At 63.1% G+C, this 24242-nt stretch carries 22 protein-coding genes, 2 tRNA genes and 2 pseudogenes; 13 read left to right on the forward strand and 13 right to left on the reverse strand.

Annotated features, from left to right (window positions below):
- Positions 1–15: 15 nt before the first annotated feature.
- From map to HK436_RS14585, 3 genes and pseudogenes are all read right to left on the reverse strand, one after another.
- Positions 16–843 (reverse strand): type I methionyl aminopeptidase, encoded by an 828-nt coding sequence (map, locus tag HK436_RS14575; protein WP_173190875.1) that lies wholly within the window; start codon positions 841–843, stop codon positions 16–18.
- A gap of 54 nt (positions 844–897) precedes the next feature.
- Positions 898–1836, reverse strand: a complete 939-nt coding sequence (locus HK436_RS14580) for a 2-keto-4-pentenoate hydratase (RefSeq protein WP_244648976.1) — start codon at positions 1834–1836, stop codon at positions 898–900.
- Positions 1837–2073: 237 nt separating this feature from the next.
- Positions 2074–3520 (reverse strand): annotated as a pseudogene (locus HK436_RS14585) (aldehyde dehydrogenase family protein).
- A 216-nt stretch (positions 3521–3736) separates the two neighbouring features.
- On the opposite strand from HK436_RS14585, the gene HK436_RS14590 reads away from it, so the two are divergent.
- Entirely contained in the window at positions 3737–3937 is a 201-nt protein-coding gene (locus HK436_RS14590) for a hypothetical protein (protein WP_173190877.1), read from the forward strand.
- 115 nt (positions 3938–4052) lie between these two features.
- On the opposite strand, the gene HK436_RS14595 is transcribed toward HK436_RS14590, so the two are convergent.
- The 5 genes from HK436_RS14595 to HK436_RS14615 form a co-directional block, all read right to left on the reverse strand.
- A complete protein-coding gene (locus HK436_RS14595) occupies positions 4053–4421 on the reverse strand; it encodes a hypothetical protein (protein ID WP_173190879.1) in 369 nt (122 codons plus the stop codon).
- A 589-nt stretch (positions 4422–5010) separates the two neighbouring features.
- Positions 5011–5086, reverse strand: a tRNA-Glu gene (locus HK436_RS14600).
- Positions 5087–5178: 92 nt separating this feature from the next.
- Positions 5179–5988, reverse strand: coding sequence for a YcbK family protein (locus tag HK436_RS14605; RefSeq protein WP_173190880.1), 810 nt, complete (start codon positions 5986–5988; stop codon positions 5179–5181).
- An 80-nt stretch (positions 5989–6068) separates the two neighbouring features.
- Positions 6069–6374 carry a hypothetical protein gene (locus tag HK436_RS14610; protein ID WP_173190882.1) on the reverse strand — a complete coding sequence of 102 codons (306 nt, stop codon included), beginning with the start codon at positions 6372–6374 and terminating at the stop codon, positions 6069–6071.
- Between the two features lie 205 nt (positions 6375–6579).
- On the reverse strand, positions 6580–7254 hold the full coding sequence (locus HK436_RS14615; protein WP_173190884.1) for an alpha/beta hydrolase: 675 nt from the start codon (positions 7252–7254) through the stop codon (positions 6580–6582).
- Positions 7255–7499: 245 nt separating this feature from the next.
- On the opposite strand from HK436_RS14615, the gene HK436_RS14620 reads away from it, so the two are divergent.
- The 9 genes from HK436_RS14620 to sufA all read left to right on the forward strand — a co-directional run bounded on the left by HK436_RS14620 (position 7500) and on the right by sufA (position 15621).
- Positions 7500–8663, forward strand: a complete 1164-nt coding sequence (locus HK436_RS14620) for a cysteine desulfurase family protein (RefSeq protein ID WP_173190886.1) — start codon at positions 7500–7502, stop codon at positions 8661–8663.
- A 186-nt stretch (positions 8664–8849) separates the two neighbouring features.
- Entirely contained in the window at positions 8850–10361 is a 1512-nt protein-coding gene (sufB, locus tag HK436_RS14625) for a Fe-S cluster assembly protein SufB (RefSeq protein ID WP_173190888.1), read from the forward strand.
- The gene (locus HK436_RS31450; protein WP_173190889.1) at positions 10358–10678 is read left to right on the forward strand and encodes an antibiotic biosynthesis monooxygenase; all 321 of its coding nucleotides are present in this window, start codon (positions 10358–10360) and stop codon (positions 10676–10678) included. The genes sufB and HK436_RS31450 overlap by 4 nt, the downstream gene beginning before the upstream one ends.
- A 12-nt stretch (positions 10679–10690) precedes the next feature.
- On the forward strand, positions 10691–11446 hold the full coding sequence (gene sufC, locus HK436_RS14635) for a Fe-S cluster assembly ATPase SufC (protein WP_173190892.1): 756 nt from the start codon (positions 10691–10693) through the stop codon (positions 11444–11446).
- A gap of 8 nt (positions 11447–11454) precedes the next feature.
- The gene (sufD, locus tag HK436_RS14640) at positions 11455–12720 is read left to right on the forward strand and encodes a Fe-S cluster assembly protein SufD (RefSeq protein WP_173193487.1); all 1266 of its coding nucleotides are present in this window, start codon (positions 11455–11457) and stop codon (positions 12718–12720) included.
- A 191-nt stretch (positions 12721–12911) separates the two neighbouring features.
- The gene (locus tag HK436_RS14645; RefSeq protein ID WP_173190894.1) at positions 12912–14153 is read left to right on the forward strand and encodes a cysteine desulfurase; all 1242 of its coding nucleotides are present in this window, start codon (positions 12912–12914) and stop codon (positions 14151–14153) included.
- A gap of 5 nt (positions 14154–14158) precedes the next feature.
- Entirely contained in the window at positions 14159–14551 is a 393-nt protein-coding gene (locus HK436_RS14650) for an SUF system Fe-S cluster assembly protein (RefSeq protein WP_173190896.1), read from the forward strand.
- A gap of 16 nt (positions 14552–14567) precedes the next feature.
- A complete protein-coding gene (locus HK436_RS14655) occupies positions 14568–14915 on the forward strand; it encodes a DMP19 family protein (protein ID WP_173190898.1) in 348 nt (115 codons plus the stop codon).
- A 316-nt stretch (positions 14916–15231) separates the two neighbouring features.
- The gene (sufA, locus tag HK436_RS14660) at positions 15232–15621 is read left to right on the forward strand and encodes a Fe-S cluster assembly scaffold SufA (protein ID WP_173190900.1); all 390 of its coding nucleotides are present in this window, start codon (positions 15232–15234) and stop codon (positions 15619–15621) included.
- Positions 15622–15629: 8 nt separating this feature from the next.
- Here sufA and HK436_RS14665 read toward each other — a convergent pair whose 3' ends face one another.
- Positions 15630–16067, reverse strand: coding sequence for an Lrp/AsnC family transcriptional regulator (locus HK436_RS14665; RefSeq protein ID WP_173190902.1), 438 nt, complete (start codon positions 16065–16067; stop codon positions 15630–15632).
- A gap of 133 nt (positions 16068–16200) precedes the next feature.
- Here HK436_RS14665 and HK436_RS14670 point away from each other — a divergent pair, with 133 nt between their 5' ends.
- Positions 16201–17208: a DMT family transporter gene (locus HK436_RS14670; protein ID WP_173190904.1), complete on the forward strand. Its 1008-nt coding sequence runs from the start codon at positions 16201–16203 to the stop codon at positions 17206–17208.
- Here HK436_RS14670 and HK436_RS14675 read toward each other — a convergent pair.
- Positions 17149–17646 carry a GFA family protein gene (locus tag HK436_RS14675; protein WP_173190906.1) on the reverse strand — a complete coding sequence of 166 codons (498 nt, stop codon included), beginning with the start codon at positions 17644–17646 and terminating at the stop codon, positions 17149–17151. The genes HK436_RS14670 and HK436_RS14675 overlap by 60 nt on opposite strands.
- Before the next feature lie 81 nt (positions 17647–17727).
- On the opposite strand from HK436_RS14675, the gene HK436_RS14680 reads away from it, so the two are divergent.
- Entirely contained in the window at positions 17728–18063 is a 336-nt protein-coding gene (locus HK436_RS14680; RefSeq protein ID WP_173190908.1) for a TfoX/Sxy family protein, read from the forward strand.
- 204 nt (positions 18064–18267) lie between these two features.
- On the opposite strand, the pseudogene HK436_RS14685 reads toward HK436_RS14680, so the two are convergent.
- Both HK436_RS14685 and HK436_RS14690 read right to left on the reverse strand, forming a co-directional pair.
- Positions 18268–19814: pseudogene (locus HK436_RS14685) on the reverse strand (DEAD/DEAH box helicase).
- Positions 19815–20028: 214 nt separating this feature from the next.
- Complete coding sequence (locus HK436_RS14690; protein ID WP_173190910.1) at positions 20029–20802, reverse strand: NAD kinase; 774 nt, start codon at positions 20800–20802, stop codon at positions 20029–20031.
- Between the two features lie 157 nt (positions 20803–20959).
- Here HK436_RS14690 and HK436_RS14695 point away from each other — a divergent pair.
- Positions 20960–21034, forward strand: a tRNA-Thr gene (locus HK436_RS14695).
- A gap of 176 nt (positions 21035–21210) precedes the next feature.
- Here the strand turns inward: HK436_RS14695 and HK436_RS14700 are convergent.
- Complete coding sequence (locus HK436_RS14700; RefSeq protein WP_173190911.1) at positions 21211–23943, reverse strand: S8 family serine peptidase; 2733 nt, start codon at positions 23941–23943, stop codon at positions 21211–21213.
- Between the last annotated feature and the right edge of the window lie 299 nt (positions 23944–24242).

Raw genomic sequence — 24242 nt, forward strand, 5'->3', positions numbered from 1 at the left:
GATAGGCGAACCGTGTCAGGCGGCAAGCCCCGGCCTGTCCAGACCGGCGGGAGAAAGCGTGAAGACCTCGCAGCCGTCGGCCGTCACGCCGACCGTGTGCTCATACTGCGCCGACAGCGACCGGTCGCGCGTCACCGCGGTCCAGCCATCGGAGAGCACCTTCACATGCAGGCGGCCGAGATTGATCATCGGCTCGATGGTGAAGATCATGCCTTCGCGCATCTCCACGCCTTCGTTCGGGCTGCCGTAATGCAGGATATTCGGCGCGTCGTGGAAGAGCCGCCCGACGCCGTGTCCGCAGAAGTCGCGGACGACCGAGCAGCGCTCGCTTTCTGCATAGGTCTGGATCGCAGCACCGATCGCGCCCGTGCGCACGCCGGGTTTCACCGCCGCGATGCCACGCGTCAGGCACTCATGGGTGACTTCCAGCAGCCTCTCGGCGGCGCGCTTGATCTGTCCGACCGGATACATGCGACTGGAATCGCCATGCCATCCGTCGAGAATGTAGGTGACGTCGATGTTGACGATGTCGCCCTCGCGCAGCGGCTTGTCGTCCGGAATGCCGTGACAGACCACATGGTTGATCGAGGTGCAGGTCGACTTTGTGTAACCGCGATAGTTCAGCGTCGCCGGCAGAGCACCGTGGTCCATGCCGAACTCGAAGACAAAGCGGTCGATCGCGTTCGTCGTGACGCCCGGCGCGACCATGCCCGCCAACTCGTCAAGGCAGCGTGCCGTCAGGTTGCAGGCCTTGCGCATGCCCTCGAAGGCCTCGGGTCCGTAGAGCCTGATCTGCCCCGTATTGCGCTGTGGCGCGGCGTCCGCGTCGAGATAGGTGACCATCGTCTTCCGTCCGTTGGATGCGAACCCACCATGTCGCATCGAAGCGGCTTCGCTTCAAGAGGAAGGGCGCGACTTCCACGAATCGGCCAGTGTCCGAACTTGCTCCTCGACGGCTGTCATCGCGTCGGCAAGGCCGGCCCGGTCTCGCAGGAGAAGGCGGGAGAGCGCGGTCTCTGCGGCGATGCTCGTCGTCACAGCCTGTTCGTGTTCGGCCGCACTCTTGCAGGCATCGGGGTTCTCCATGCGAAACCGGGCCTGCGCCGCCTGCTCGATCAGGCGCGTCAGCCGCTCCTGCAGGGCTGGCAGGAAATGCAGCCGCGTGCCGGGCAGGGGCAACCCCTCCACCCGCGTCGACCATGTCTCGTCGGCCTCGACCGGGAAGGCTCGCGTCACGGTGCCGGTGGTAACCACATCGCCGGGTTCGATGCCGCGTCGCAGCGGACGTTCTTCGAGCCCGGCGACGAAATGGCGAAACGCGGCAAGCGGCCCGTCGAGCACATTGCGCGCGGAACCGCGATCGACCTCGACATCGTTCCTGAAAAGGACGATCTCGAACGATGCCAGTCGCTCGATCCAGTCAGTCGCCGCGTCATGGTCGATGGCCATCATCGGGCCATGCAGCAATGCGCCGTGCATGGCGGCTGCCGCGACGGTGTCGGCTGCGGTAAATCGCCAGCCGGGGTAGATCGACTGCACGACCTCGAAACCGTGTGCGACAGCGTCGATACAGGAAAGCAGTTCCCGGTCGTCCATATCCGCGCGCGGCGGCCGCGCGACGCGGAAGACAATCTCGGGCTCTATGCGGGGTTCCACAAACGCTGAAATGTCGAGTTCCGCCTGACCTTGCTCCGGGTCGAACCCGTATGTCGAGGTGTCGTAGGTCGGCCCCCAGATAGGCGCGCGCACGCTGTACTCGTCCCAGATCGTGCGGTTGGTGAAGCCGATCTTCCAGCCTACCGGATGCTCGCCCCTTGCGATGCGCGCCCCGATCACGGCGTCGGCGGCTGCATAGGCCGCATCGAGGTCTAACGACGGATCGCCGTCGCTGAACGGTTCGATCTGCCGGCGCTCATCCAGCGCGGCAAGGATGGTCGTTCGATGTCTTTCATGACGCCCCCTTACCCTGCGTTAGGCCATGATCGAAAAGGAATGTCCAGCGCTTCGCCGGCCATCGCAAACGCAAAGGGCGACGCAATGCGCCGCCCTCTCGTCATCTAGGGAAACCCGGGTTCACCCCTCGGCCGGCCATCCGGCCACGGCCTTGACCTCCAGAAAGTCTTCCAGCCCGTATTTGCCGCCTTCGCGGCCAAGGCCCGACTGCTTGTAACCGCCGAACGGGCTTCCCGCGCCGCGACCGGCACCGTTCATCTGCACCATGCCGCTGCGAAGCTGCCGGGCGACGCGGCGGGCCCGCTCGGGATCGCTCGTCTGGACGTAGCTCGACAGGCCGTAGGGCGTGTCGTTGGCGATCTCGATCGCCTCTTCCTCGGTCTCGAACGGGATCATGGCGAGCACCGGGCCGAACACCTCCTCGCGTGCTATCGTCATGTCGTTGGAGACATCGGCAAACACCGTCGGGCGAACGTAATAACCGCGATTGAAGCCCTCGGGACGGCCCGGGCCGCCGGCCACGACCCGCGCGCCTTCCTTGATCGCGATCTCGATCAGGCCCTGCACCTTGTTGAACTGGGCCTCCGAGACGAGCGGTCCGATATGATCGCCCTGTTCGGCCGGATTGCCGACCTTCACGGTCGCGGTGTGCCGGCCGGCGATCTCGACCGCCTGATCGTAGACCGGGCGTTCGACCAGCATGCGCGTCGGCGCATTGCACGACTGGCCGGTATTCTCGAAGCAGTGGTTAAGGCCGCGCACCACTGCGGCTTCCAGGTCGCTGTCGGCGAAGACGAGGTTGGGCGACTTGCCGCCGAGTTCGAGCGTAACGCGCTTGACCGTGTCGGCCGACGACTTGGAGACGGCGATGCCGGCCCGCGTCGAACCGGTGAACGACATCATGTCGATGTCGGGATGCCGGGACATCGCTTCGCCCACCGACGGCCCGTCACCGTTGACCATGTTGAACACGCCGGCCGGCAGGCCCGGCCGCGTCGACGATCTCGGCAAAAACGATCGACGAAAGCGGCGCGATCTCGGACGGCTTCAGCACCACCGTGCAGCCCGCCGCGATCGCCGGCACGACCTTCAGCGTCACCTGGTTCATCGGCCAGTTCCATGGCGTGATCAGGCCGCAGACGCCGATCGGCTCGTGAACGATACGGTCGTTCGGGTTGCGCTCGTCGAGCGGGTGTTCGAAGACGAAATTCTTCAGCGTCCGGATGAACGTCTTGATGTGGTAGGCACCCACGGACGCCTGCGATTCCGTGGCCAGCTTGATCGGCGCGCCCATCTCGTCCGAGATCGCCTGGGCCATGTCGTCCATGCGCGCATTGTAGGCCTCAAGCAGCCGCTCCAGCGCTTCCACGCGTTCCTCGCGGCTGGTGCGCGACCATGCGGGGAAGGCGCGCCGTGCCGCTGCCACGGCCTTGTCTACATCCGCCTGCGCGCCCAGCGAGATGACCGCGAAAGGCTGTTCGTCGGCGGGGTTGATCACCTCCAGCTCGCGCGCGGCGACAGGCGCCGTCCATTTGCCGTCGATGTAGAATTCGGTCTTGCGCAGCATTTCTGTCTCCTGGTCGATGGGCTCGTGACTGCTTAATACCGCGAGCCGCCCGGCTCCAATACCACGGAGGCGACGTCGTTGGGGCAGGGCGGTCACGTGGGCCGGCTGGGGATATCCGCACATTCATGTGACATCGCTAAAATGCAATCGAATCCTTTGGCGGTTCCGAAAGGCGGGAGTGTGCAGATCGTGGGAGAGGGGCGAAAGGAGGTATCCGTGAGGCCCAGTTATTCCGCCGCCCGCCACAATCTCGAAGAAGCCTATCGGCTGCTGCCGGGAGACGACGAGCTGAGCGTCAAATCGCGCCAGGCGCTGTCGATCCTGATCGACGCAATGCTGGCGCAGGAGTTTGCTGTCGATGGCGAATCCGCAAAGGTGATCGAGTTCCCGCGCCGGATGCGCTCCGGCACGGGATAGGTTGCGTTTCTCGGACCTGCTTCGGATCAGAACGTCCCACGTCGACTGAACGACGTGAGGCGTCTGGCGGTGCGCGGCCGCCTTTCTTGAGGAGCAGGCGGCAAGCGGCCAGCGTTCATCCCACGGTGGAAAGGCAGGTCAGCAAGGCGCCCTTCTTGTCGGAGAAGCCGATGGTGGCTTCCTGTCCCCCGCCGAGAAAATTTCCCGTCGCGGCGAAGGCATCCTTCAGCGGGCCGCCTTCGGGCAGCAATTGTGTGCCGTCGATGCTGTAGGTGCCCGCGCCGTTCTGCGGGAGGCTCGGGTCGGCTGCCCAGTCCGCCGTGCTCGTGCCGATGATCTGGTAGGTGCCTTGCCCGTCCAGTAGCAACGTGCCGAACGGCGCCATGCTGGTGTCGTGACAGCGGAAGATGCCTACGGGGGCATCCTGCGCGAGTGAAGGGTTGGTTGAGAAAGCAACAAGGGCGAGGGTGGCGGCAAGGCGCATGTCTGCATCCATCTGAGCGTTGAGAAGGCGCGCAGATTAGTCAGCCTCGGCACCTCCGGCGACGCCGCAAGATGATGAGGAAGCGCATTTCGCTATGGGCGCGGGCCATCGCGGCTTGCGGGCAAAGGAACTCGGCCTCGACGCATGATGGCCCCGGATAGCCCATTGGAAGTCAAACACGGTGGCCGTTAGCCTCGCAGTTCGCCGCTGGCGCTGTTGACTGGTATCGGTAGGCCGGATGCGCCGGCGTCGCGCAAGCGGGTCGCCAGGAAAACGACGTGCAGAGGCGCGGCGCTGTCTGCGTTGCTGAGGGGCGTGGACTCCTGAGGCGGTTTCTAGACCCCAGGGTGAGGCTCGGCCATGGGAGGCTGCCAGTGGCAAGCCGAGCCTCCAACCCCGCTGACCCCCTCGTCAGCAATCAAAGGCTGACACTCTCGGTTGAGTCGCGCAATCAGGTTTCGCGTCAATCAACAGCTTCCGGCGTGGAGCGGCCGGCGGGAAACCACGATGGCTTCGCGCTCAGATCCGTACCGCCAAGACGGCATATTTCACGCATTAGGGGAGAAGTGCACCAAGTGCTTGAATTTTCTGGCACGCCCAACGGGACTCGAACCCGTGTTTCCGCCGTGAAAGGGCGGCGTCCTAGACCGCTAGACGATGGGCGCTTGCCAGAACGAGGTGGCTTATAGTGAGCATCGCAGCAACGGGCAACCCATCTTTGCACGGCAAACAGGAAAATTTCGCGTTTTGCCTGCGGCTATTTGCGCCGGCGGCAACGCCAGTTCCAGTCGCGCTCGGGGCCGACGTCGATATGAACGGAATTCGTGTGGCAATAGGTGCCGACGCCACCGCGACCAGGCATGCTGCGAAGGAACTTCGCGAGTTCCCATTTGCCAACGCCTGCCACCTGCACGTCAGCCGCCGCGCAATACATGTGCAGCGAGTTGCGGGCGCCGCGGGCGCGACGGTTGCGCTCGGGATTGCGGTAGCCTGACGTTACAACGACCTTGCTGCCGTAGTGCCGCTCGACGGTCTTGAGCACACGCACGAGAGAGGGCTTCAGGCAGGCGACGTCCACGCTTTCCGTCTGCTTGGTCAAGCCGTTGGGGGCGAGCCGGGCAAGACCGGCCGCCGAAGCGACCTGGTATGGCTCTTCACCCTCGTGCAGATCGATATCGCTGGTGTCGTCCATGCCGGAACGGCGCGAAATCTCGAACAGCGAATCGGGGCGTACGCCCGGCAGCGCTTCGCCATTCTGTGGAATGATGGGCGTCGACGCGGAAGCGTTGGCCGACGCAAGCTGAACGATTGGTTTGGAAGCTGCCGGCTCGATCTTGGGGGAGGCGGTGGCGATCAGCGGCTTGGGCGCCGGCGGCGCGGATGCGGCGCGTGCATTGGACGTGCCGAAGAAAGCTGCAAGGAAACCGCGTTTTTTAGGTTCTGCCGCCGCAACCTGCGGAGGCGGGCCGTTTTCAAGGAACTGTGTCGCCTGCTGTTTCGGCGGCTCCTCGGCTGCGGCCGGTTGCGCGGCCTCGGTTGCCGGTGCGGCGGCCGCCACAAGTTCCATATCGGCCTGCTGTGCATCGGCGGTTGCGACCTGCGGCGCGCCTGCCGGAACTTCAGGCGCCTGCTGTTCGGTACTTGCTGTTACAACCTCGGTTTCGGAGCCGGGGCGATCGTAGGGGCTGCACCCACTGCATCCGGCAGCGAAGGGTCGTTCTCGTCCATGACGAAAGCTTCCGCCGCGCTGGCTGTCTGGTCGCTGGTAAATGTGGCGCCGGCGAAATCGTCAGCAGCCTGTGCCGTGAGAGCGGACTGATCGGATGGATTGAAGCCGAAGAAGGTTTCTTCGTTGCCGGATGTGGCAGAGCAGGAAGCGAGGAGCGTGGATGCAAGCGCTGCGATGACAGCGCGCCGTCCTCCGCGTGCGAAGCGCGTTCCCTCGACCTTCAATGCAAACCCCTTCCTAGAACCGGGACGAAACTGGAATGCGGACTTCACAAAAACCTACGAAATCAGCACTTTCCCCCATGCCCGGGAACGAGACGTAACGAATCCCGAACCAAACCGCAACTATCCGGCTAGGGATGAATTGAGGCAAGATCATGATTTCCGCCGCCAAATTGCCGCGTTTTCCCGCGCTTTGAGCGGGGTCTGGTCAGCGAAGGCGCTTGGGGCGCGGGTCCGCGAGTTCGCCGGCAAGGCGCCGGTCGAGATAATCCGCGCACTCGTCAAGCAGCAGCTCGGCATCGTTCGAGAAGAAGTGGTTCGCGCCTGGCAGCGTCTTCTGCGTGATCGTGATGCCCTTCTGCGTATGGAGTTTGTCCACCAGACCCTGCACGTCCTTCGGCGGCGCGACCTTGTCGGCGTCGCCGTGGATGATCAGGCCCGAAGACGGGCAGGGCGCGAGGAACGAGAAGTCGTAGATGTTCGGCTGCGGTGCGATCGAGATGAAACCCTCGATCTCCGGGCGGCGCATTAGAAGCTGCATGCCGATCCATGCGCCGAACGAATAGCCCGCCACCCAGCACGTCTTGGAATCGGGATGCAGCGACTGCACCCAGTCAAGCGCCGAGGCGGCGTCGGAGAGTTCACCCGTGCCGTGGTCGAATTCGCCCTGGCTGCGGCCGATGCCGCGGAAATTGAAGCGCAGCGTCGTGAAATCCCGCTTCTGGAACATATAGAACAGGTCGTAGACGATCTTGTTGTTCATCGTGCCGCCGAACTGGGGATGCGGATGAAGAATGATCGCGATGGGGGCGTTCTTTTCCTTCGAGGGCTGGTAGCGGCCCTCGAGACGACCTGCGGGACCTGCAAAAATGACTTCGGGCATACTTACTCCACTTCACGCCGCATGCTGCGGCCTCGTCTCGCGCGTCAGAATCAGGGCAATCCCGCCCCTCGGTCTTGACGGGACAGGGCCGTCACCCTAGAAGCTAGTTTAGAACAATTCAAAACTGGCGGCGAAAGATGCCTGCCGGTTCGCAACGCGGGTAAATAGGACGGCTGACCTTGCAATTTCAAGGAAAAACGCCGACCTGACGCAGCGATGCCGAGCCAAGGAGATTGAAACCCGTAATGGCGGCGAGCCGCGCCTATCTCGACCACAATGCCAGCGCACCGCTGTTGCCGGCTGCGCGCGCCGCCATGCTGGCCGCGCTGGAGGTCGACGCGAATCCGTCATCCGTTCATGCCGACGGCCGTTCTGCCCGTCGCATGGTTGACGGGGCGCGACGCGATGTGGCGGCGCTGGCAGGCGGCAAGCCGGAGCATGTGGTCTTCACCTCGGGCGCGACGGAAGCGGCATCGATGTTCCTGTCGCCGGACTGGCGCATGGGCAAGGCGCCTGTGCGCATGGCGCGCCTCATCGTCTCGGCAGCCGACCATCCCTGCATTCTGAATGGCGGCCGCTTTGCGCCGGATGCGGTCACACGCGTCGGCGTGGATGCTGACGGCATTGTCGATATGGCATCGCTTGAGCGCGAACTGGCCGGCCACGACCGCGCGCAAGGACTTGTGCTTGTGGCGATCCATGCCGCCAACAACGAGACGGGCGTCATACAGCCAGTGCGCGACATCGCTGCGCTGGTGAAAGCTCATGGTGGCGTGCTCGTGATCGACGCGGTGCAGGCTGCCGGCCGCATTCCACTCGACATCTCCGATGGTTATGGCGATTTCCTGATTCTGTCGTCGCACAAGATCGGCGGGCCCAAGGGGGTGGGCGCAGTGGTCGGCGTTTCCGACCTGATGATGCCGGTGCCCCTGGTCTCCGGCGGCGGCCAGGAAAAGGGGTTTAGGGCAGGCACTGAGAACGTGCCGGGCATCGCCGGCTTCGGCGCAGCCGCGCGGGCCGCTTTGGCGGGTCTTTCGGTTGTCGATGGCATTCGGGCCATGCGCGACGCGTTCGAGCAGGTTGTGGTCGAACTCGCCCCTGACGCAACGATCTTCGGAAACCGTACCGAGCGGCTTTGCAATACGTTGTTCTTTGCGGTACCGGGCCTCAAGGCTGAAACCGCCCAGATCGCATTCGACCTTGCTGGTGTTTCGCTGTCGGCGGGATCGGCCTGCTCCTCCGGCAAGGTTGGTCCGAGCCACGTGCTCAAGGCTATGCGGCATGGCGAGGCGGCGGGCGCGCTGAGGGTCTCGATCGGACCCGAGACGGGCGAGGCTGAATTGAAAGCGTTCGAGCAGGCGTTGCGCGCGCATCTGGCGCGGCGCGACGGGCGAGAACGGGCTGCCTGAGGCGGCGGTACGAAAATCCGGGCTTTTTGCCCGGCAAAACATGTGTGCGTTGCAAATGCAGCCCGTTGGCGGGGTGCATTTTTGCCAATGGCACACTACATGAACCGCATACCGCGATATATGCGCGGAAATATATGCGAATCGACAACTGCCGGGCCTTGAACCTGGCAAGGATGGAGAGCGCCGATGCCTGCTGTGCAGGAAACGATCGAGCAGGTCCGCAAGATCGATGTGGACCAGTACAAGTACGGATTTGAATCGTTTATCGAGATGGATAAGGCCCCCAAGGGCCTGTCTGAGGACACGATCCGTTTCATCTCGGCCAAGAAGGACGAGCCGGAGTGGATGCTCGAATGGCGTCTTGGCGCGTTCCGCCGCTGGCTGACGCTTGACGAGCCTAACTGGGCGCGCGTCTCTTATCCGAAGATCGACTTCCAGGACATCCACTACTACGCCGCGCCGAAGAACCAGTCCGGCCCGAAGTCGCTCGACGAGGTCGATCCGGAGCTGCTGCGCGTCTACGAGAAGCTCGGCATTCCGCTACGCGAGCAGGAAATCCTGGCCGGCGTCGAGAAGGATGCGGACGACGAGGGCGCCAACGACAACGTCTACAAGTCCGGCCGTGTGGCCGTCGATGCCGTGTTCGATTCGGTGTCCGTCGTCACCACCTTCAAGGAAGAGCTTGCCAAGGCGGGCGTGATCTTCTGTTCGATCTCGGAAGCCATCCGCGAGCATCCGGAGCTGGTGCAGAAATATCTCGGCTCCGTCGTGCCGACGACCGACAACTATTATGCGACGCTCAATTCGGCCGTCTTCACCGACGGGTCTTTCGTCTACGTGCCGAAGGGCGTGCGGTGCCCGATGGAGCTGTCGACCTATTTCCGCATCAACGAGAAGAACACCGGCCAGTTCGAACGCACGCTGATCATTGCCGAGGAAGGGGCCTACGTCTCCTACCTTGAGGGCTGCACGGCCCCGCAGCGCGACGAGAACCAGCTTCACGCGGCCGTGGTCGAACTGGTCGCGCTCGACGATGCCGAGATTAAGTATTCGACCGTGCAGAACTGGTATCCCGGCGACGCGCAGGGCAAGGGCGGCATCTACAACTTCGTCACCAAGCGCGGCGATTGCCGCGGCAAGAACTCGAAGATTTCGTGGACGCAGGTGGAGACCGGCTCGGCGATCACGTGGAAGTATCCTTCCTGCATCCTGCGCGGCGATAATTCGCGCGGCGAATTCTATTCGATCGCCGTCTCCAACGGCCACCAGCAGATCGACAGCGGCACCAAGATGATCCATCTCGGCAAGAACACGTCGAGCCGCATCATCTCGAAGGGTATTTCGGCCGGCAAGTCGAACAACACCTATCGCGGCCAGGTCTCCGCCCACCGCCGCGCCGAGAACGCGCGCAACTTCACCCAGTGCGATTCTCTGCTGATCGGCAACGAGTGCGGCGCGCATACCGTGCCCTACATTGAGGCGAAGAACTCGACCGCCAAGTTCGAGCACGAGGCGACGACGTCGAAGATTTCGGAAGACCAGCTCTTCTACGTGATGCAGCGCGGCATTCCCGAGGAGGAGGCGATCGCGCTGATCGTCAACGGCTTCGTCAAGGAAGTCATCCAGGAACTGCCGATGGAATTCGCCGTCGAGGCACAGAAGCTGATCGGGATTTCACTCGAGGGGAGCGTGGGATGACGGTCAAGCGGGTCTGGCACGGCTGGACGACGCCAGAAAATGCCGACACCTACGAGAAGCTGCTGCGGGAAGAGGTGTCGGTGGGCATCGAGGCGATGGAGATTAAAGGGCTGCGGCGCTTCGAGATGATGCGGCGTCCCTTGGCTGATGAAGTCGAGTTCGTAACGATCATGGAGTTCGACGACATTGACGCGGTAAAGGCCTTTGTCGGTGACGACTACGAGAAATGTTACGTCCCGCCGGCTGCCAGAGCTGTTTTGAAGAGATTTGACGAGCTTTCCGCCCACTACGAGTTGCTGGAAGCGCGTACCTATTGAACGGAAGATATCATGCTTGAGATCAAGAACCTTCACGCCCGCATAGCCGAAGACGGCACCGAGATCATCCGTGGGCTCAACCTGACCGTCAACAAGGGCGAGGTTGCCGCCATCATGGGGCCGAACGGCTCCGGCAAGTCTACGCTCTCCTACATCCTCGCCGGCCGCGACGATTACGAGGTGACAGAAGGCGACATCCTCTACAACGGTGAATCCATCCTCGAGATGGACCCGGCCGAGCGCGCGGCTGCCGGCATCTTCCTGGCCTTCCAGTATCCGATGGAGATACCGGGCGTTGCCACGATGGAGTTTCTCAAGGTCGCCATGAATTCGCAGCGCAAGGCGCGCGGCGAGGAAGAGCTGAAGATTCCGGACCTGCTGAAGCGGGTCAAGGAAGCGGCGGGCTCCCTTAACATCGACATGAACATGCTCAAGCGTCCGCTCAATGTCGGCTTCTCCGGCGGCGAGAAGAAGCGCGCCGAAATCCTCCAGATGAAGCTGCTTGAGCCCAAGCTCTGCGTGCTCGACGAGACCGATTCCGGCCTCGACATCGATGCCCTCAAGATCGTGTCGGACGGCGTCAACGCCCTGCGTTCGCCGGACCGAGCGATCGTGGTGATCACTCACTACCAGCGCCTGCTCGAGCACATCGTGCCCGACAGCGTGCATGTGCTCTACAAGGGGCAGGTCATCAAGTCGGGCGACAAGAGCCTGGCGCTCGAACTCGAACAGAACGGTTACGCCGGCGTGATCGACGAAGCGGCCTGAGGCAAATGATGAACATCCATGCTTCTCCCACACTGACACCGGCGGAATCCGCGCTGGTCGAGGCGTTTTCGGAACGCGTGTCCGATCTGCCGGGCGATGCCGCGGTGACGGTCATGCGTGACGACGCCGTCGAGTTGCTGAAAGGCGGCCTGCCTACCCGGCGCATCGAGGCCTGGCACTATACGGACCTGCGCCGGCTGCTGACCGCGGTGCCTGCCTTCGAGCCGTCCGCGAAGCCGGACTTGCTGCGGCCGCTGATCGACGGCTCGGCCGTGCTGCGCGTGGCCAATGGCAAGGCGGAGAAAGCTTCGGAGATAGAGGGTGTAACGGTCCGCCGTTTCAAGGACATGTTGCTGGCGGGTGACGGCGATGCCGCGCTTGCGCCCGTCGATGAGACGGATGCCGTTGCCGCTGTCAACACGGCCTTCGCTTCCGACGGCTTCGCCTTGACGATCGCGGAAGGCGCGCAGCTCGACGCGCCGATGGAGTTGCAGAACCTTCAGGCCGGCGGACAGGTGCATGCCCGCTTCCCCGTCGTCGTCGGCGCTGGCGCCAGGGCAACGATCGTCGAGCGCCAGACGGGAGCAGGCGCGGCACTGGCAAGCTCGGTGTCGACACTGGACGTCGGTGACGGCGCGGACGTGGTCTGGGTGCTGGTGCAGGAGCAGCCGGCAACCGTCACGCATCTCGGCCAGATGAGGATTCGCATCGGCAAGGATGCCAAGCTCACGCTCTTCATCATGAATGCCGGCGGTAAGCTGGTCCGGCAGGAAGTGCGGGTCGACGCGGCCGGCGAAGGGTCTGATTTCAAGCTGCGCGGTATCAACCTGCTGGGTGGCGATACGCATTGCGACGTCACCATGGTTCTCGACCATTCGGCGCCTGATACGACCTCGACCGAGATCATCCGCAACGTGGTGACAGACAGGGCCCATGGCGTCTTCCAGGGGCAGATCCGCGTCGCCGCGATCGCCCAGAAGACGGATGCCAAGATGGCGTGCAACACGCTGCTTCTGTCCGACGATGCAGAATTCTCGACCAAGCCCGAGCTGGAAATCTTCGCCGACGACGTTGCCTGCGGCCATGGCGCGACGGTGACCGAGATCCATCCCGCGCACCTGTTCTACCTGATGGCGCGCGGCGTGCCGGAAAAGGCCGCGCGCGGTCTGCTCATCAAGGCCTTCCTCGCCGAGATCATCGAGGAGCTGGACGACGAGGCGCTTGTGGCCGCTCTGGAGGCAAAGCTCGACGGCTGGTTCGCCGAGCACGGGTAGAATTGTGGTGCGTCCTTCGAGGCTCGCCCTGGAAGGACGCAGCGAACCCGCAAAAGGGACTTGCGGGCTCGCACCTCAGGATGAGGGAGGGTCGATCGCCCCATTTTGCGGTGAGCTCGATGCCCAACAGTCCTCATCCTTAGGTGCGAGCGAAGCGAGCCTCGAAGGACGCACAATAAGGCACGTTGCAAATGGACCAGAAAGTCGAAAACCCACCTTACGACGTTGAGGCGATCCGGCGCGACTTCCCGATCCTGTCGCGCGAGGTTTACGGCAAGCCGCTCGTCTATCTCGACAACGGCGCTTCGGCACAGAAGCCGCAGGCGGTGATCGAAGCGATCTCGCACGCCTACAGCAACGAATATGCGAACGTGCACCGCGGCCTGCATTTCCTGTCTAATGCGGCTACCGACGCCTACGAGAAGGCACGCGAGACGGTGCGCGGCTTCCTCAATGCCGAAAGCATCGACGAGATCGTCTTCACCAAGTCGACGACGGAGGCCATCAACACCGTCGCCTATGGTTGGGGCATGCCAAACATCGGCGAGGGCGACGAGATCGTGCTCTCCATCATGGAGCACCACTCCAACATCGTGCCGTGGCATTTCATCCGCGAGCGTCAGGGCGCGAAGCTCGTCTGGGTGCCGGTCGACGATGACGGGGCCTTCCACCTCGAGGATTTCGAGAAGAGCCTGACCGAGCGCACCAAGCTCGTGGCCATCACCCATATGTCGAACGCGCTCGGCACCGTCACGCCGGTCAAAGAGATCTGCCGCATCGCCAGGGAACGTGGCATCCCGACATTGATCGACGGCAGCCAGGCCGCCGTCCACATGCCGGTCGACGTGCGCGACATTGGCTGTGACTGGTACGTGTTCACCGGCCACAAGGTCTACGGCCCGTCGGGCATCGGCGTGCTTTACGGCCGCAAGGAAATGCTGGCCGCCATGCGTCCCTTCCAGGGCGGTGGCGAGATGATCGAGAACGTCACCGAGGAAACGGTGACCTATAACGACCCGCCGCATCGCTTCGAGGCCGGCACGCCGCCGATCGTTCAGGCGATCGGCCTGGGCGCTGCGCTGCAGTACATGCAGGGCATCGGCCGCGAGCGCATCGCCGCGCTTGAGGCCGAACTCACCGCCTACGCGCATGAGCGCCTGCGCGGCATCAACGCGATGCGCATCTTCGGCAACGCGCCGGGGAAGGGGGCCATCGTCTCGTTCGAGCTCGAAGGCATCCACGCGCATGACGTCTCGATGGTCATCGACAGGGCGGGCGTGGCGGTCCGCGCCGGCACTCACTGCGCCCAGCCGCTGCTCAAGCGTTTTGGCGTGACCTCGACATGTCGGGCCTCGTTCGCCATGTATAACACGAAGGCCGAGATCGATATCCTGGCCGAGGCGCTGGAAAAGGCGCGCACATTCTTCGGGTGATGATGATGGACGAAACGGCAGCACACACGGAAAACAGCGAGGCGCAGCCTGCGAATGACGCGACTTCCAGCTCCTCCATTCCCCAGGACGAGCTGGCGCGGCTGACGGACGACATCGTCGGTGCGCTGAAGACGGTCTATGATCCGGAGATCCCGGCCGACATCTACGAGCTCGGCCTGATCTACCGCATCGACATCGAGGACGACCGCTCGGTCAAGATCGACATGACGCTGACGGCGCCCGGCTGCCCGGTCGCGGGCGAGATGCCCGGCTGGGTAGAGAATGCGGTCAGCTCCGTGGAAGGCGTCTCCGGCGTCGACGTCAAGATGGTGTTCGACCCGCCCTGGACCCCCGACAGAATGTCGGAAGAGGCCCAAGTGGCGGTAGGCTGGTATTGAGTTTCGATTGGGGGTGATGTCAAACGAAGGCAATATTCCTCCTTCGGCCGCAGTCGTGGATCGCTGGGGCGATGACATTCTGGAATCTCTCGATGAGCCGGCTTCATATCATCGCGCGATAGCGGCCGTCCCGGATGCAATTGCTAATGTGATCTGCGTCGAACTACTGGATTGGCAGGTTCGCAACGGCGGGTTCCACCAGTATTTCTACAATTCGTACGGCATAATGATCCACCGGGCCATCCAGGGGTTCGAAGCCATTGGGTTGCTGGAGTGCGCAACAATAGCGCGTTCCGCACGCGCGCAGTTCGGCGATCATTTCCCGAATCCAGGAGTCGCGCATTCCGGTAGTTGGCCCGATTGATGACGAGAAAATGAGCTTCGATGCTGCAGATGACGCCTACTACGCCATCGGCATGGGAGAAATGCACGCGGTGCTGGATGCTTACGCCGAAGCCGCAATGAAGGATATGTGGCAATAAAGGATATGTGATTGTTGTTGTGCCAGTATGCACTGAATCTAGAGAAGGTGGCTGCTAGTGCCTTAATGTAAAAACTTCCGCCGCCGGTGCTATTTTCGCATATACGGCGACGGGGTTGCGGTGGGGTCCAATCTTCACCATCTTCGGGATAGGACAATCATTCCGCCGGCCTTGAACCGGCGCGCAATGGAGAAGGAAATGGGCAGATTTCAGGTGATGACGATGACCGACGCAGCCGCAGGCCGCGTGCGCGAGATCGTGGACGCCCGTGACGGCGCGCAAGGCATTCGTGTCGGCATCAAGAAGGGTGGTTGCGCGGGGATGGAATACACCATCGACCTAGTGACCGAACCGGAGGCGAAGGACGACCACGTTGAGCATGGCGGCGCCCATGTATGGGTCGCGCCGGAGGCGGCTCTCTTCCTGCTCGGCACAGAGATGGATTTCGAGAAGACCACGCTACGCACCGGCTTCACCTTTCGCAACCCGAACCAGTCGTCTGCCTGCGGCTGCGGTGAATCCGTCGAACTGAAGCCTGCCGACCTGAAGGCGCTGGCAGAAGCCCGCGCGGCAGCCGACGCGGCCTGAGGCGGCAATTACGCCAGGGGCGGCAGCCTTCTCCGTACCGGCTGTGCTTTCACGATGGCTGTGTTGGTTTCCGCTTTTTCGGCGATCCGGTCGAGAATCCTGTCCAGATGCTCCATGGAGCGGATGTAGAGCCGCGCGATGAAGCAGTCGTCGCCCGTGACCTTGTCGCACTCGACGAGTTCGGCGACCTGATCCAGCAGGTTCTGAACGATATGCAACTGGCCTGGCAGCGGCCGGATACGCACGATCGCCTGCAGCGTATAGCCGAGAGCGCTGGGGTCGACATCCAGTGTGAACGCGCGGATCACTCCGCGCTCCTCCAGTCGTTTCAGACGCTCCGAGACGCTGGGAGCCGAAAGATTGACGCGCTGGCTCAATTCTTTGAGCGACAGCCTCGCATCATCTGCAAGCGCCATCAGGATGTTGCGGTCAGTCTCATCGATCATTTTTTGTTCCTTAGGCAATAGCCAAACGCGACACGAAAATATTAGGCGTTTGCCGCGATTTGCCTTCCAGATAGCATATAAAATCCCCGACGGCAGGGGCATCCTCGGTGGCAGGTTCATTGAGGCACTCCCCATGCAAGACCCCATCCTCCAAGGCTCCGCGAAAATGACGGCGGCCATGCTGATATCCGGAACCATTGGCTGGTTCGTGCTCATGTCAGGACAGGGCGTCACCAATGTGGTGTTCTGGCGCTGCGTGTTCGGGGCAGCCACGCTGTTCGTGGTGTGCCTGGCACTGGGCCTCTTTCGCCGTGATGTTCTCTCCTCGCGCGTCCTCGTTCTCGCCATGCTCGGTGGTGTCGCGATCGTATTGAACTGGCTTTTGCTGTTTGCGTCCTATTCGCGCGCCTCGATTTCCATCGCCACGGTTGTCTACAACACGCAACCTTTCATGCTGGTCGCGTTCGGCGTCTTCCTGTTCCGGGAACGGATTACATTCGACAAACTGGGCTGGCTGGGGCTCGCATTTGCAGGGATGCTACTGATCGTGCAGGCGAGGGGTGGCAGCGCCTACGCCGCCGGCACGGACTATCTTGCCGGCGTGGCACTGGCGCTTGGTGCCGCCTTTCTTTATGCGATCGCCGCGGTCGTCGCGAAATATCTGAAAGGTATCCCGCCGCACCTGATTGCGTTCATCCAGGTCAGCGTCGGCGTGGTTCTTCTGGCGCCGCTTGCCGATTTCGCGGCGCTACCTGCAGGTGGCGTCGAGTGGTCGAGCCTTGCCGCGCTCGGCATAGTTCATACCGGGCTGATGTATGTGCTGCTTTACGGTGCGATCCAGCAGCTTCCCACGAGCCTGACCGGCGCGCTGTCGTTCATCTACCCCGTTGCCGCGATCGCGGTGGACTATCTTGCCTTCGGGCATGAGCTCCAGGGCATTCAGCTTTTCGGGTCGGCCGCAATATTGCTCGCGGCCGCAGGCATGAACCTCGGATGGTCGCTGCCTCGTCCGTCCAAGGGCAAAGGCACCGCCGACCCGATCGCGGCTGGTCGCAGTGAACCTGACGCCACGCAGGCAGGCTTAGTCCACCCACAAGCCACGCTTCCTGTGCCAGTCCGCGATCGACTCACTGGGGAATAGCTCGAACGTTGCATCGCCCTCGCGAATGTCGGGCTCGACCCATGACGCCTTGTATTTCAGCATCAGATGGACGCGCTCGGATGCTGAAGGCAGGTCGGTATCGATGGCTGAGGCGAAGGGGTGAACCAGGTCCGGCCAGGTGGGATCGTAGAGCCACAGCGCCGTCCCGCAGTTGCGGCAAAAGCGGCGCTCGCCTGTCGATGTCTCGCAATGCGGCCGTTCGTCGTCCTGGATCTCGGCACGATAAAGCCCGAGATGTTCTTCGCCTTCGATTGTGAGCGTGCGCGCGTCTGCGCCGAGGTTGATCGCATAGCCGCCACCGCCCTGCTGTTTGCGGCAGATCGAGCAGTAGCAAAGCTGGTAGGGTACCGGCGTATGGCTCTGCACCTCGAAGCGGATCGATCCGCAACGGCAGGAGCCTTTCAGGAGCATAGGCATCGCGGCTTTTCTCCGTGTCGCGTTTGCTGCACTCTAACGCCGCGGTAAGATTTTTGTTTCTCTCGACGTGTGGACCCGGGCATGGACAACGACGCGATCGCCGACCTCTTTTCGGGGCTCGGCCGGGTGACGATCCGGCGCATGTTCGGCGGCAAGGGCATTTATCATGAGGGCCAGATCGTCGCGCTCGAGGTGGGCGGCGACATCCTGCTCAAGGCGGATGCGGTGAGCGCGCCGGACTTTGCGGCGGCCGGGTCATCCCAATGGGTCTATGAGGGCCATATCAGGAAAGGGCCGGTCGCCATGCCGTACTGGTCGATTCCCGACAGCGCGCTCGACGATCCCGAAGAGATGACGCATTGGACGCGCAAAGCCTACGAGGCGGCGCTGCGTTCGCGCAAGAGCGGGAATAAGTAAGCCGCGCTCTGAGGCGTTCGCCTGTCGGCTATGGCGTCATGGACAGGCGTAGGGCCAATTCCGGGCCTTAGTCGCGGGTGACGAGTGCAAGGCAACTGCACATTACCGCATCGGCGGTGGGCTTGCACTTTCCTGCCTTCGTCATCCTCGGGCTCGACCCGAGGATCCATTCAGGGACGTTGAGCCCATTGCCAGCCGTTGAAATCAGACCCGTGCGGGGATCTTCATGAACGCCGGCATATCGTCGCCGAAGCCGATCGGCGAGGGCTCGTCGTCTTCGCGCCGCCAGTTGTTGTTGCGGCCGCCGCGCTCGCGCCGATTGTCGTCCTCGCGCTGGCGCGGCTGTTCGGGCTTCGCCTTGCGCTCGGCATTGTCCGCCTTGATCGCATCGCGGCGCGCCTGCTTGTCTTCGGCAGGCGCTTCCTCGGTCACTTGGACGGGTTCGGCCACGGCTTCTTCTGCTTCGTCACGGCGGGCGCGCTTTTCGCCGCGCGGCTTGCGCTCGCCGGATGAGGCCCTGCCGCGCTCGCGGCCCTTGCCGCGGTTGCGGCGCGGCGCTTCATCTTCTGCGTCGTCCTGCGCAACGGTCGATAGATCTCCGTCCATCCACTCGATATCCTTGCCGATCAGTTTCTGGATCGCATCGAGATACTTGCCATCGGAGCGTGTCACGATCGTGAAGGACTTGCCCGAACGGCCCGCGCGGCCGGTGCGGCCGATGCGGTGGACATAGTCCTCGGCATGGATAGGCACATCGAAATTGAAGACGTGGCTGACATCGGGGATATCGAGACCGCGCGCGGCGACGTCCGAAGCCACCAGCAGCTTCAGCTTGCCTTCGCGGAATGCCGCCAGCATGGCCATGCGCGCGCGTGGTCCATGTCGCCGTGCAGTGCGCCGGCATCGAAATCATGCTTCACCAGCGAGCGGAAGAGCTCGGAAACGTCGACCTTGCGATTGCAGAAGATGATCGCGTTCTTGAGTTCATCTTCCTCGGCGCGGATCAGCTTGCGCAGGGTTTCGCGCTTGTCCCAGCCCTTCGACTTCGACTTCACGAGCCGCTGGACGATGTTGACCCCGGTGGAAGCGGCCTTCGAGACCTCGATGCGCACCGGCGCCTGCAGGAACTGCTCGGTCAGCTTGGTGATCTCGGGCGGCATCGTCGCCGAGAAGAAAAGCGTCTGCCGAGTGAACGGTATAAGCTTCGCGATCCGCTCGATGTCGGGAATGAAGCCCATGTCGAGCATCCGGTCCGCCTCGTCGATGACGAGGATGTCGACACCGGTCAGCAGCAGCTTGCCGCGTTCGAAATGGTCGAGCAGGCGACCGGGCGTCGCGATCAGCACGTCAGCGCCGCGCTCCAGCTTCTTTTCCTGCTCGTCGAAGGACACGCCGCCGATCAGCAGCGCGATGTTGAGCCGGTGGTTCTTGCCGTATTTGACGAAGTTTTCCTCGACCTGGGCCGCAAGCTCGCGGGTCGGCTCGAGGATCAGCGTGCGCGGCATGCGGGCACGGGCGCGGCCCTTTTCGAGCCGGGTGATCATCGGCAGGACGAAAGCGGCCGTCTTGCCGGTGCCAGTCTGAGCGATGCCGAGCACATCCTTGCCCTGGAGCGCATGCGGGATCGCACCGGCCTGGATCGGTGTCGGGTTCACATATCCGGCGTCGTGGACGGCGGACAGAACCTTCTGGGAGAGGCCGAGATCGGCAAAAGTGACCTCAGGAGCCTCGACTGTGGTTTCGGCTTGAATGTCGGTCTGGTTGTCTGATGACACGTTATGGCTGTCTTTGCTGGTTCGCGAGTTTGGGACGCCGCCGCACAATGCGTCCATCAAATCCGGCGCACGGCGCTCGGATACCTGTCGGTGGCGTTAAGGCGCGATTGCCGCAATGTCAACGGCGGCAGCCGGAAAAGGCCCGGGAATGGCGGCTTTTGGCGAGATATGATTAAGTGTTGGGCAGATTTCAATACCGAAACTGCTCCGTGAGGATGCGCTCGTCCCAGGAATGGCTCTCGTCGAAGAGAAGCGTGACCGTGGAGCGGCGCGACTCGCGTACGCTGACTGAGGTCACAGATTTGACCTCGACATGGTCGGCGACGGCGTTCACCGGGCGCTTGTCGGCTTCCAGAATGTCGAAGCGCACATTCGCATGGTTCGGCAGCAGCGCCCCACGCCATCTGCGCGGGCGAAACGGGCTGACCGGCGTGAGCGCGAGCAAAGGCGCGTCGAGCGGCAGGATCGGCCCGTGCGCCGAGAGGTTGTAAGCGGTGGAGCCCGCAGGCGTGGCAACCATCACGCCGTCGCAGATCAGTTCGTCGAGCCGCACCTTGCCATCGACCGTGATGCGTATCTTTGCGGCCTGCGCCGATTGCCGGAACAGCGAGACCTCGTTGATGGCGCGGCTCGTCCGTGGTGCACCGTCGGCGGTCTCGACGTCCATCACAAGCGGCCGGATCGTCTCGGGCGTGGCTGCGGCGATGCGTGCGAGCAGGTCGACTTCCGAATATTCGTTCATCAGGAAGCCGATCGTGCCGCGGTTCATGCCGTAGATCGAGCGACCGGAATCCATGTTGTCCTGGATCGCCTGCAGCATGAAACCGTCGCCGCCCAGCGCCACGACGACGTCTGCATCCTCAACCCGGCTCTGGCCATAGAGCGCTGCAAGCCGCGCGGCCGCTTCGCGCGCGTCGTCGCTTTCTGCGGCGATGAAGGTGAGGGCGATGTTTTCGTCGGGCATGGATTTCCGGCGGATAAGAGCCTGCGATGGAGGCGGGTGCGGGAGGCGTAGCACGGCGCAGGCACCGAAGAAAGCGGCACGGACGCAGCGGCATATTCCGTGCCTCGCGCACATTCCACTTTACTGCTTGGCAATTTATGCTACCCCGCTACGCAATGCCCTTGTAGCTCAGTTGGTAGAGCACCTGATTTGTAATCAGGGGTCGGCGGTTCGAGTCCGTCCGGGGGCACCATCTTTTCCGATCCGCGACAAGCTGACTTTCAGGGTCAATCTGGTGGCGGCGTTTGTTCCCCACTCTCCGGCCTCCAATACCCGCCAGCGCTGCTGCCTTATCATGCGATCGGCCGCCGCGACGTTCGATGTCGCGGCGGCCGATCTTGTTTGAGCTCCGTGTAAAGTGGAGTGACCTTACTGGGCGATGTCTGCCAGGCTGGCCGATTGGCGCGGACCGGCTTCGCAGCCTTCCTTGCCGATGGTGCAGACCGATACGCTGGCGGTGCCAACAACCGTCGAGCCCTGGCGGAAGTGCACGTAGAGCCGGGTGGCGGGATCATAGGCGATCTCGCTGCCCTGATGGTCCACGAACGCCGCGAAGGTGACTGGCATGTTCGAGGCGGCCTCGAAGCTGACCGAGCTTGCCCGCGCGCCGATGCAGGTGCTGGTCGCCGGGTCGGTCCGGCAGATCGACATGCCCGCAGGCAGTGCCGAAGCCGCACCGGCAACCGGCGATAGCGACAGCTCGGCCGTCAGTGTCGCATCCGCGCCGGCATTGTTCACCGCGACAGTGGTGAAGCTGCCGCCGCCTGCGGGGACCCGCAGCACGCCATCGTTGCTCGGTGTCACCACGGCGGAGACGAGCTCGACGCGGTTGCTGCCGACCAGTGCTGCGGCAGGCTGAGACACCTGCTGCGAACCGGCCGCAACCGTGACATCGCCTGTATCGCCGGACTTGGTCGCCGAAGCGCCGGCCGACGTAGCCTGCTGCAGCGCTACAGGTGCTGCTGCCAGGCGCGCCGGGGACGGCGTGTCCGATGCGTAGGTGGTGACGCTTGCGGCAGAGGCTATCGGCTCGACCGGTGTTGCCTCAACAGAGTTTGCGCCGACCGCATAGGTGCCGCGACCCGGCTCGCCGCCCACGATGTTCAGGCGGATGTTGCCGCTGCGGTTGCCGTAGCCGGCGATCGCGATCTGGTACTGGCGGCCAGCGATCGCACGGAAGTGAACCCGCGACTGGCGGCCGAAGCCCCGATAGTCCTTGTTGGAGGCGATCTCGGTCAGGTGACGCAGGGAGCCACGGACATAGACTGCGAGGATGGTGTCGAAATCACTGCCCCTGGTGTCGATGACCACACGGCCGGTGCTCTGCGGCGTAAAGCGGTACCACACGCTGTTGCGGGCGTTTCTCCAGCCGGCGTGGTAAGGCTCGAAACGCTGGGCCGTCGCATAGTGGTTGGTTGACGTAACCGTCCGCCTGGAGCCGACACGTGACGGCGGATAAACGTTCCGGCGCACCTCGAAATCATCGTGCGGAGGACGATCCGTAGACGCAGCGCCACCCGTGACGTTGAGGCGTACGTTGCCGGTAGCGTTGTCATAACCCGCAACCGCGATCTGGTACTCGGTGCCGGCCGCCCCGATGAACGTCACTTCCGACCGAAGGGTGCCGCCACCGGCATCGTCGTTCGAAGTCACTGAACTCAAGGCGTCGACCGAAGAGCCCGTATAGATCGCGAGAACGGTATCGAAGCTGCTGCCGGCCGTCGTGATGGTGATCGGACCTGAACTGTATGGCGTGTAGCGCCACCAGACACTGGTCCGCGCACTCGGACTTCTTGCATGGAGCGGCTCTCCGGCCTCCGCCGTCGCGCCCACGTTCGAGCCCGTCACAGTGCGAGTGGATCCAGCAACCGACACAGCCACGGCGATCCGGTTGGCGAAGTTATCATTGGCCGGACCGGTCGGATCCGGATCCGGATCCGGGTTGCTGGCCAGGACGAGCCGGGCGCGGTTGACGTTGATGCGCTTCTTCGCGAGCTTCCCGTCGGTGATGTTCGCACCCGTGCTTTGCAACGCGGCGAGAATTTGGTTCACGGTTGCATTGGGAAAGGCGGAGCGGAGCGTCGCCCAGGCGCCTGTCACGTGCGGTGCGGCCATCGACGTGCCGGACAGATAGGCGAAGTGGCCGTGGCGATTCTGGTCGACGTATGACGAATATATAGACGTTCCCGGCGCCACGAGATCGATGAGCGGTCCCCAGTTGGAGAACCACGAACGCGCATCGCTTTTCGTGGACGAAGCCACACTGATCGCCGAGGAAATGCACGCCGGAGCACTGACCGACGAACTGTAGGCCTCATTGCCCGCCGAAACGACTGTCGCGATGTTGGCCGCCTTGAGCTGGTCAATGATCGGCTTGCGTGAATCGTTTTCGCAATAGCTGTCATGCTGCCCGCCGCCCAGGCTCATGTTCACTGCGGCGATATCGTAGGTGTTGCGCAGGGCGTAGACCCGCTCCAGGCCTTTGATCTGGTCACTCGTGTAGGAGAGGATGCAGCTCAGGAAACCGGACGGCAGATTATCGCATCGCTCCTCTGGAAACTCGGAAAAGACGTTGATCGAGATGATCCGCGCGTCGCGGGCGACCCCGTTGGTAGGGGGCTGTGGTTGGAACGCCGCATTGAAGCCTGCGGCAATGCCCGAGACGTGCGTGCCGTGGCCGCAACCGTAGAGGATGGAAACCGTGCAGTCGTCGCCCGATCCCGGCTCCGTCGTGTCCTGACCGCCCGGACAGGCGTTCACCGAACCATCCTCGGGAACGCTTGAATTGTAGCAGGCTTCCGAAACGATCCGGGAAGACAGGAAGGTGTGGGAGGACAGCCCACCCGTATCGATGATCGCGACGTGGAAACCGTCGCCCGAAGCTCCGGCCGCATACATCGCGGGCATCTCGATCAACGGAAGCGATTCCACCAGATGTGGCGCGTCGACCCCGTCTGCCTGGATCATGATGACGTTCGGATCGGCAGCAAATCTGGCGAGGTCTTCGGCGTTGGCAAGAATGCCGAACATCGGCGAGAAATCCATGCGCTTGAGATTGAGCGCATCGGTTGCCTGAGCGGAGGAAAGCTTGTCCGAAGGCAAGACTGCACCCAGTATCTTGTCCTGAACGGCGTGGATTGCCTTGGTCTGCGCTTCGTCGGCCGCCGCGGGCTGGCAAAGCTCGCGACATCCGGCAATGCGGGCATCGCAAAGCGCACGATCACCGGCGCTCGCGCCTCACGATCGGCGGTCAGTCTCGCCCACAGCGCCTCATGCTCCTGCACTTTCTGAAGAACCGCAGCAGGCGCCGCGTCGGCAGCGAGCGATCCCGTTGCCGTTACTCCGCATGCGAGCAGCAGGCCGGACGCAATCGCCCCCAGCAGCCGCCTTCGCCAAGCAAC

It is taken from the genome of Neoaquamicrobium sediminum (assembly GCF_013240295.1).
Taxonomy (GTDB): domain Bacteria; phylum Pseudomonadota; class Alphaproteobacteria; order Rhizobiales; family Rhizobiaceae; genus Aerobium; species Aerobium sediminum.